Genomic DNA, 9,532 nt, shown 5'->3' on the forward strand with positions numbered 1-9,532 from the left:
GACGAACCTCGGGGTCCGTCTGGATCTCGTGCGGCGTGCCGTCGGCGATCAGCTGGCCATGATGCAGCACCAGGATGCGATCGCTGAGACCGAGGATCATCTTCATCTTGTGTTCGACCAAGAGGATGGTGCGCTCCGCCGCCAGCTTCTCCAGCAGCGCCACCATCTCCTTGGTTTCCTCCGGGCCCATGCCGGCGGTGGGTTCGTCGAGCAGCAGCAGTTCGGGATCTGAGATCAGCGCAATCGCGATTTCCAGGGCGCGCTGCTGGCCGTGGGCGAGGAATTTCGCCGTCTCGTCGCGCTTGGCGATGAGGCCGACGGCTTCCAGCGCCTTGTCGGCGCGGGCATCGAGCTCCGGAAACCTGTTGCGATTGGTCCAGATATTGTAGCGCGCGCGGCCCGCTTGCGCCGCGACGCGGACATTTTCATGCACACTCAGATCAGGAAAGATATTGGTGATCTGATAGGACCGCGCGATGCCGCGATGAACGAATTCATGCTGGCGCGTGCCCCTGAGATCGTCGCCCTTGAAGCGGACCGTTCCGGTGGACGGCGACAGCACGCCGGACAGCACGTTGAAAAACGTGCTCTTGCCGGCGCCGTTCGGCCCGATGATGGAGGTGACGCGACCGGGGCGGAATTCGGTGGTCACGCCCTGCAGCGCGATGAAGCCACCGAATTTCATGCCGACATTCTCGACGGCGAGCAGCGGCGCGGTCATCGGACGACCCTCGACAAAAATGTGCCCCAGATGCCCTTGGGCAGGAACAGGACGAACAGCACGAAGATGGAGCCGACGATGATCTGCCAGTGCGACGTCCATAGCGAGAACACGTCTTCCATCAGCAGGAATACGAGCGCGCCGATGAACGGGCCGAAGAAGCTGGATGCGCCGCCGAGCAACGTCATCATCACGATCATGCCGGAGGTGAGGTAATGCAGCGACTCCAGCGGCACGAAAGCGAGATGCAGCGCCGACATGGTGCCGCCAAGCGCGCAGATGGTGCCCGACAGCGTGAAGGCCAGCAGTTTTGTGCGCTCGACATCATAGCCGCAGGTGCGTGCGCGGCGCTCATTCTCGCGGATCGCCTCGATGGCGGCGCCGAAAGGCGAATTGAGGATGCGCGAGACGAGCCACAAAGCGGCGGCGGCGAACACCATCAGCACGTAGTATTTGTTGACGGGATCGAGGAAATTGATGTCGAAGCCGAACAGGTTGATCTTGTTCACCGTGAAGCCGCGGAGACCGTTTTCACCGCCGGTCCAGGTCGAGGCTTGCAGCGCGACGTAATAGACGAGCTGTGCCAATGCGAGCGTGACCATGGAGAAATAGATGCCACGCGTGCGCGTGGACATGCCGCCGATGATGAAAGCCAGCACCGCGCCGCCGGCGACGCCCATGACGACGGCGAGATACCAGGCCACGCCGAACTGGCCGATGGCGATGCCGGTGATGTAAGCGCCGGCACCGAAGAAGGCGGCATGGCCGAAGGACAGCAGGCCGGTGTAACCGAACAGCAGGTTATAGCCGACGCAGACGACGCCATAGATCAGCACATTGACCGCCAGCGCCTTGGACGGCAGCAGCCAGGGCAGGATGCACAGCGCGAGGATCGACAGCGGGACGCGATAGGTCGTCATCATCGCCTTGAGACGCGCGGGCTTGGGCGCATCGGCAGGCAAGGGAGCGGCAACGGATGGGGCATTCATGATTGTCTCTCCGTTACGCGAGTTTGCCGAACAGGCCCTGCGGCCGGATCAGAAGCACGATGGCCATTAGCGCGAACATCACGATGGTCGCCATTTCGGGCGCGAACAGCGCAGTCATGCTGATGACGACGCCGACGAGAAGCCCGGCGATGATGGCGCCGACCAGCGAGCCGAGGCCGCCGATCACCGTCACCACGAAGGCTTCGGCGAGCACCAGCGCGCCCATCTCGGGATTGACCGAGCGCATCGGCCCGGCCAGCACGCCGCCGAGTGCAGCGAGGCCAATTCCGAGGCCGAACACCGCGAGCCAGACCTTGCCGATATCGACACCAAGTACGCGCATCATCATGGGATCACGCGAACCGGCGCGGACGATGAGGCCGAATTTCGTTTTCTCCAGGCCGAGCCAGAGCAGCACCACGATGGCGAAAACCAGCGCGACGACGAAGATGCGGTAGATCGGAAAGAAGCCGACGCCGAGATCGACCACACCGGTGAGCAGTGACGGCGTAGGAAACGGGATGCCGTCGCTGCCGAACACGATGCGCACGCCTTCGACCAGCACATAGCTGAGGCCGAAGGTGAGCAGCAGCGGATCGTCGATGGAGCGGCCATAGAGCCGCCGGATCAATACGAATTCGATCAGCATGCCGAACACGCCGATCATGATGGGGGCGACGATGAGCCCCCACCAGAAACTGCCGGTCAATGATGCGACCCACAGCCCGGCATAGGCGCCGACCATGAACAGGGCGCCATGCGCGAAATTCACCACGCCCATCATGCCGAAGATGATCGACAGGCCGAGCGCGGTGATCACGAGGATGGCACCGAGGGCAACTCCGGAGAAGAGCTGCATCAGAATGAGTTCTGTATCCATGGGACGGCGCGTGCCTTCGCTTAGGTGGGGAAGCCGAGTTCGGCGCAGGTGCGCAGCACCTGTTCCGACGGCGCTTCATTGGCGACGATGCTGAACAGATCGCTGTCGCCCTTCATGTCGGCCTTCTTCTTGGACTCCAGCACGAGCACCGACTGCACCGACTGGTGATCGCATTTGCGATAATATTGCGGGCCCTTGGCGACGTCGTATTTCAGCGCTTCGAGGGCCGCGATCACCTTGTCGGTGTCGGTGCCGCCCGCGGCCTGCATCGCCTGCAGCAGCGACATCACGCCGGTATAGCCATAGGCGCCGTAATCGGTCGGGATGGCGCCGCCATTGGCCGCACGATAGGCATCGTTGAATGCCTTGGCCGACGGCAACGTGCCTTCGAGGCCCCAATAGTAGTTGGAGCCGCCGACGACGCCCTCGAACACCTCGGGGCTGACGGCGAGGCGCTGGTTGTGCAGCAGCACGGGCACGACGATCTTCGCGCTCTGCTTGAGACCGAAGTCGACGGCCTGCTTTATCGAGTTGGCCTGGTCGCGGCCAAAGTTGCTGATGCAGAGGATGTCCGGCCGCATCGAGCGCAGGCGCGGCATGAAGGTGGAGTAATCGGCGGCACCGAACGGGTGCATGATTTCGCCCACGGTCTCCGCACCGATCGCGGCCTGCGCGCGCTTGAAGCCGCGCAGCATTTCATGGCCATAAGCATAGTCTGCGACGAGATGGGCGACCTTGGTGCCCTTCTTGAACGCGTAACGCGCCACGGCGGCCGTGGTCATCGTCGGGTTCAGCGCCTCGTGAAACGTGTACTTGCTGAAGTCCTTCACCTCGTTGATGGTGTCGGACTGGCTGATGGAGACATAGAGCACACCGCGCGCGCGGGTGACTTCATTGACCGCAAGCTGCACGGCGCTGGACAGTGATCCGACGATCGCATGCACCTTGTCTTTTTCGATCAGTTCGAGCGTGCGGGTCGCGGCTTCGCCGCCGTTCAGCTTGTCGTCGCGCACCAGCAGCTCGACCTTGCGGCCATTGACGCCGCCCTTGTCATTGACCTGCTTGACGGCGAGTTCGGCGCTCTTGACCTGATCCTTGGCTTCGGCCGCGAAGGGGCCGGTCAGCGGCGTCGGAAAGCCGATGCGGATATTGTCGTCGGCGGCGCGGGCGATCCACGGCATGGCCATCACGCCGGCACCGGTGCCGAGCGCGGCCAGCATATGGCGACGGGAAATGTTGAAACGGTTCGAGTTTCGGTTGTCTTTGGTCATGTGCTCCCTCCCTGTTGTCGTGTCTTGTTGATCAGATATGTCCAAGTGCCTTGAGTATGCGCGCCGGCGTCATCGGCACCTGCGCGATGGTGCCGCCGAACGGCGACATCGCATCATTGATGGCGTTCATCGCGGCGGCCGAAGCCGCAGCGGTCCCTGCTTCGCCGACTCCCTTTGCGCCAAGCTGGGTATCCAGTGTCGGCGTCTCCACATGGGCGACGACGATATCCGGCATCTCCACCGCCATGGGGACAAGGTAATCGGCCAGCGATCCATTGGTGAGCTGGCCGCTCTCGCCATAGACGCATTCTTCAAAGAACGCTGCCCCCAGCCCTTGCACCACGCCGCCGCGGATCTGCTCATCCACCAGCAACGGATTGATGACGCGACCGCAATCCTCGACCACCCACATCTTCAGGATCTTGACGAAGCCGGTCTCGACATCAAGCTCGAGATGGCAGGCCTGCACGCCATTGGTGAAGGCAAACGGATAGCCCTCGGGCGCATAATGATGCGCGACGGAGAGTTGCGCCTGGGTGCCGGGCGGCAGCGTGTCGGAGCGGAAATAGGCGATGCGCGCGATCTCGGCGAGTTCGATGCGCTGCTGGCCGGTGGCCTTGTCGATGATCCAGCCGGCCTGCATGTCGAGCTTGTCAGCTTCCTCCTGCAGGATGGCCGCAGCGACGGAGAGCACATTGCCCTTCAGCTTCTGCGCCGCCTGCAGCGCCGTCTCACCGCCGATGCCGGCACCGCGGCAGGCATAGGTCGCGCCGCCATGGGGTGTCGTTTCGGTGTCGCCGGTGATGACCTTGATGCGTTCGCGATCGACGCCGAGATGTTCGGCCACGATCTGGCCGACGATGGTCTCGGTGCCCTGCCCGAGTTCGGTGATCGAGATCAGGCAGCGCACATCGCCGGAGGGCGTGATCTTGAGGATGGCGCCATCCTGCGACGAGATGCGCACGCCGCCGACGCCATAGAAGGCCGGGCTCGGATTGGTGATCTCGACAAAGGTGGCGATGCCGATGCCGCGATGGATGCCCTGCTTGCGCAGCTCGGCCTGTTCGGCGCGCAGGCGTTCATAGTCCATCATCTCGCGGATTTTCGAGAGACAGGCATGGTGCGACAGCGACTCGAATTTGTAACCGGTGGGCGACGTGCAGGGATAGGCATCGTCCGGGATCAGATTGCCGCTGCGGATGTCGAACACATCACGCGAAGTCTTGGCAGCGATCATGTCCACCAGCCGCTCGGTCACCGTGCAGGCCACGGGATGGCCGACGGCGCGGTACTGGCTCATCTGCACCTTGTTCTGGAACACGACCTGCAGATCGGCGCGATAGTTCCTGAAGGTGTAGGGCGCGCCCATCAGGCGATAGACCTGATTGCCCTCGACCACGCTGGTGCGCGGATAGGCGGAAAAGGCGCCGATGCCGGTGACGTCCTCGACATCCATGGCGAGGATGTTGCCATCGGCATCCGCCGCCATGCGCGCGCGGACGCGATGGTCACGCGCGTGAATGTCTGACACGAAGGATTCGATGCGGTCGGCGACATATTTCACCGGGCGCCCCAGCATGATGCTGAGCCCGACCACCGCCATGTCCTCGTGATACATGTGCAGCTTCATGCCGAAGGAGCCGCCGATATCCGGCGCGATCACGCGCACGCAGGCTTCGGGAATGCCGTAGTGACGTGCATAGATATCCTGGAACTGATACGGCGTCTGCGTGGCATGATGCACCGTCAGCTTGGGCTCGCTGGCATCATAATCGGCAATGATCGCGCGCGACTCCATGGTGACCGCGGTGTGCCGGCCGAACAGGAATTCCTCTTCCACCACATGCGCGGCGCCACCGAAGACATCCTCGACGCCGCCGGTATCGATCTTGCCCTGGAAGCAGAGATTGCTGCCGAGTTCAGGCGAGATGACGGGCGCGTCGGGATCGCGGGCGGCATCGATATCGACCACAGCGGGCAGTTCATCGAATTCGATGGCCACGAGTTCGGCCGCGTCTTCAGCGAGTGCACGCGTGTCGGCCACCACGGCGACCACCGCCTGCCCGGCCCAGACGACCTTGTCGATCGGCAGCGGCAATTGCGGCGGCGACTTCATACCCTTGAAATGATCCATGGTGCCAACCCATGGCGTGCAGAGTTTTGCCAGATCCGCGCCGGTGGCGACGAGACGGACACCCGGCGCGGCGCGCGCCTCATCCGCATTGATCGCGACGATCCGGGCATGCGCATACGGACTGCGCACATATGCAACATGGAGCATGCGCGGCAGCGTGATGTCGGTGACGTAACGGCCGCGGCCGGCGAGCAGACGCTTGGCGTTCGGCCGCGGGACGGAGCGGCCGATATAGGAATTCGGACGATCGAGGGAAGTGATCGCGCTCATGCGTCGATCTCCTCTTTAGCCGCGGCACGATTGCGCGCCGTCGTCTCGATCGCATCGACGATCGCTTCATAGCCGGTGCAGCGGCAGTAGTTGCCGGACAGCGCATCGCGGATTTCGTCGCGCGAGGGAATGCCGGGCTGCGACAGCAGGCTATAGGCCGTCATCAGCATGCCCGGCGTGCAGAAGCCGCATTGCAGCGAATTACGCTGATGGAAGGCGTCCTGCAGATCGGCGATCACCGCACGCTCGGTCAAGCCTTCCACCGTCTCGACCGCCGAGCCGCTCGCCTGCACGGCGAAGGTCAGACACGAATGCACGACAGTGCCGTCCAGCAATACGAGGCAAGCACCGCAGACGCCCATCTCACAGCCCGTATGGGTGCCGGTGAGCTCCAGTGTCTGGCGCAGAAAATCCGCGAGCGTCGTTCGCGCGGGGACGCGATGCGCGACCTCGCTGCCGTTCACGGTCATGGTGACATCGACTAGATCGCTCATGGCGCCTGCCTCGCGATATCGCCGAGCAGCCGGCCGAGCACAACGCGCGCCAGATGACGCCGCATGGCCGGCGGCACATTCTCGTCGTCGGGCGGATCGATGTCGTGGACCACGGCATCCTGGGCCGCAGCGATGGCATCCTGATTGAGCACCCGGCCCATCAGCGCGTCTTCCGCCTTCCAGGCCCGCACAGGCGTATTGCCGACCGAGAAGAAGACGATCCGGATCTGTTCGACTGCCCCCTCGACGACTTCCGCGAGAATGCCGCAGCCAACCAGCGCGAAATCACCGCGGCGGCGTGCGAGCTCGTGGAACGCCCAGCGATGCGAAGGCCGCACCACCGGCACATGAATGGCGACCAGTAATTCGCCGGGCTCGAGCGCGGTCTGGAACAGATCGACGAAGAACTCGTCGGCGGCCACGCGGCGCGTGCCGTCGCGATTGGCGATTTCGAGCTCGGCGCCGAGCGCCAGCGTCATTGCCGGAAATTCCGAGGCGGGATCGGCATGGGAAATGCTGCCGCCCAGCGTGCCCTTGTTGCGGATAGCGGGATGGGCGACGTGCGGCGCTGCTTCGCTATAAAGCGGCGCATGCTTGCGGATCAGCGGATCGGCTAGCACCTCGGCATGGCGTGTCAACGCGCCGATACGAAGCCAGTTGCCCTTGAGTTCGATGCCGCGAAGATCGGGAATATGGGCGATATCGATCAGCACTTCGGGTGCCTGCAAACGCAGGGCGAGCGACGGCACGAGGCTCTGGCCGCCCGCGATATAGCTCGCATCGCCGGCCGCCTCATATGCCTCCAGTGCCTCCACAAGCGTGGAAGCCCTCACATAGTTGAACGCCCTCGCCTTCAACGTATCCCCCGAGGCGTCTCGCGGACGCCGAGTTTTGTGACCATTTGGTCTGAAATCTAGAACACGCCCGGTTCCGGCGGTCAAGTTAAATGACCATTTGGTCTCTTTTCGCGATTGCGATATTCAGTCACAAGCAAATCGAAGTGCATATGGTCAAAAAGCCCGTCAAAACCGCCGAAAAACCGCCCCGCCGCAACATGCGCGCCGCCGAGCGCGAGCGTCTGATCCTCGACGAGGCCATCAAGTTCTTTGCCGAGCATGGATTTGGCGGGCAGACGCGCGAGCTGGCCAAGCGCATGGGCATCACCCATTCGGCCATCTATCGGCACTTCCCGAGCAAGGAAGCGCTGATCGAGCGGGTCTATGAAGAGATCTATCTCAGCCGCTGGTCGCCTTCATGGGCCGGCCTGATTCAGGATCGCAAGCAGCCGCTGCAGGCGCGTCTGTCGCAGTTCTATCTCGAATATGTGCAGCAGGTGTTCGAATATAACTGGGTGCGCATCTTCGTGTTTTCGGGGATGAAGTCGTTCGACATCACCAAGCGCTATCTGCAGATCGTGCGTGAGCAGATCATCGAGCCGGCCTGCTGCGAGCTGCGCCATGACCTGAAACTGCCGACGCGCGACAAGGTGCCGTTGTCGGAGCGCGAAGTGGAGATGTTCTGGGGCCTGCATGGCCGCATCTTCTATATGGCCATCCGCCGTTTCGTTTATGAGACGCCGACGCCTGACCAGCTCGATGACATCGTGCGGGACGCCGTGCGGGTGTTTCTCGACGGCGCGCGCGGATTGATGCCCGAGCTGGTCAAGCCGCGGTGACGGCATTGCTGCGGAGCGCAGACGACGGCCGGCCGGAGTAACGCATCGAGCAGCGCGAGTTCGCCAGAAACGTCTCTGCCGGACCTGACTGCGAGAACGCTATTCTACGAGAAAAACATCCGGCCTGCGGCGACACGCAGACAAACTGCGTTTGGCCTCTCGCCCGTGCGCAAAAAACGAAATCGCTCTCGTCGCTTTCAGCACGCGCGTCGCTACACTTTCCCCATCAAACGGGGAGATCAATTCACATGACGCATCTATTGTCCCGCTTCATTCAGGCTGGCGCCGTGTGGCTGGCCTTGAGCAGTGCCGCAGCCGCCGATCAGCCGCTCAGGATCGCCGCAAGCGCCGGCCCTGTCGGGCAGCTTGTGTCCTTCGCTGCCAATCTCGCCAAGGAGAAAGGCATCGACGTCAAGACGATCGAGATCACCGACTGGATCGTGATCAACGAAACCGTGCAAAACGGCGACGCCGATGCGAACTTCTTCCAGCACAGCACCTATCTGGCGATCCAGAACAAGACGCGCGGCTTTACGCTTGCCCAGGCCGACAAGGTCGGCGTGATTGCGCCAGTCGGCCTGTTCTCGAAGAAGATCAAGAGCCTGAATGACATCAAATCCGGCGACAGCGTTGCCATTCCGAACGAACCACTGAACGGCGCCCGCGGGCTGATCCTGCTGGAACGTGCCGGTCTCATCAAGCTTGCGCCGGGCAAGGGCTTCGCCGTGTCGAAATTCGACATCATCGAGAATCCGAAGAACCTGAAGATCGTCGAACTCGATCCGGCCCAGACCTATCGATCGCTGGATGACGTGAAGCTGGCGCTGGTCAATATCACCTATCTCATCCCCGCAGGCGGCGATCCGAAATCGGCCTTGATCATCGATCGAACGATCGATGACGGGCTGGTCCTGCGCTTCACCGCGCGCGCTGACAGGAAGGACGATCCGCGCCTCGCCGCTTTCATCAAGGTGTTCAAGTCACCGGAAGTGAAACGCTTCATCGAAGACAAGCTGCCAGCCTTCATTCCGGCAGGATTTGACGGCTAGCGGCCGAAGAGCGGACGGCAGACCATGATCGCCATACGTGATCTTCTGT

General features: G+C 62.6%; 9 protein-coding genes. 2 read left to right on the plus strand and 7 right to left on the minus strand.

What is annotated here, in order from left to right:
* The 7 genes from ACIQ17_RS26160 to ACIQ17_RS26190 all read right to left on the minus strand — a co-directional run.
* A partial coding sequence (locus tag ACIQ17_RS26160) for an ABC transporter ATP-binding protein (RefSeq protein WP_398472214.1) occupies nucleotides 1-721 on the minus strand: 721 nt, incomplete at its 3' end.
* Entirely contained in the window at nucleotides 718-1,644 is a 927-nt protein-coding gene (locus ACIQ17_RS26165) for a branched-chain amino acid ABC transporter permease (RefSeq protein WP_398472222.1), read from the minus strand. The genes ACIQ17_RS26160 and ACIQ17_RS26165, both read right to left, overlap by 4 nt.
* Nucleotides 1,645-1,723: 79 nt before the next feature.
* Complete coding sequence (locus ACIQ17_RS26170; protein WP_398472215.1) at nucleotides 1,724-2,590, minus strand: branched-chain amino acid ABC transporter permease; 867 nt, start codon at nucleotides 2,588-2,590, stop codon at nucleotides 1,724-1,726.
* 20 nt (nucleotides 2,591-2,610) lie between these two features.
* A complete protein-coding gene (locus ACIQ17_RS26175) occupies nucleotides 2,611-3,861 on the minus strand; it encodes an ABC transporter substrate-binding protein (RefSeq protein ID WP_398472216.1) in 1,251 nt (416 codons plus the stop codon).
* A 31-nt stretch (nucleotides 3,862-3,892) separates the two neighbouring features.
* A complete protein-coding gene (locus ACIQ17_RS26180) occupies nucleotides 3,893-6,265 on the minus strand; it encodes a xanthine dehydrogenase family protein molybdopterin-binding subunit (RefSeq protein ID WP_398472217.1) in 2,373 nt (790 codons plus the stop codon).
* Complete coding sequence (locus ACIQ17_RS26185; RefSeq protein WP_398472219.1) at nucleotides 6,262-6,759, minus strand: (2Fe-2S)-binding protein; 498 nt, start codon at nucleotides 6,757-6,759, stop codon at nucleotides 6,262-6,264. Before ACIQ17_RS26185 ends, ACIQ17_RS26180 begins: the two co-directional genes overlap by 4 nt.
* A complete protein-coding gene (locus ACIQ17_RS26190; protein WP_398472220.1) occupies nucleotides 6,756-7,616 on the minus strand; it encodes an FAD binding domain-containing protein in 861 nt (286 codons plus the stop codon). Before ACIQ17_RS26190 ends, ACIQ17_RS26185 begins: the two co-directional genes overlap by 4 nt.
* Before the next feature lie 197 nt (nucleotides 7,617-7,813).
* On the opposite strand from ACIQ17_RS26190, the gene ACIQ17_RS26195 reads away from it, so the two are divergent.
* Together ACIQ17_RS26195 and ACIQ17_RS26200 are read left to right on the plus strand one after the other, a co-directional pair.
* The gene (locus tag ACIQ17_RS26195) at nucleotides 7,814-8,434 is read left to right on the plus strand and encodes a TetR/AcrR family transcriptional regulator (RefSeq protein WP_398472224.1); all 621 of its coding nucleotides are present in this window, start codon (nucleotides 7,814-7,816) and stop codon (nucleotides 8,432-8,434) included.
* A gap of 248 nt (nucleotides 8,435-8,682) precedes the next feature.
* Nucleotides 8,683-9,483, plus strand: coding sequence for a MetQ/NlpA family ABC transporter substrate-binding protein (locus ACIQ17_RS26200; protein WP_398472221.1), 801 nt, complete (start codon nucleotides 8,683-8,685; stop codon nucleotides 9,481-9,483).
* Nucleotides 9,484-9,532 lie beyond the last annotated feature (49 nt).

It is taken from the genome of Tardiphaga sp., from assembly GCF_044340795.1.
Taxonomy (GTDB): Bacteria; Pseudomonadota; Alphaproteobacteria; order Rhizobiales; family Xanthobacteraceae; genus Tardiphaga.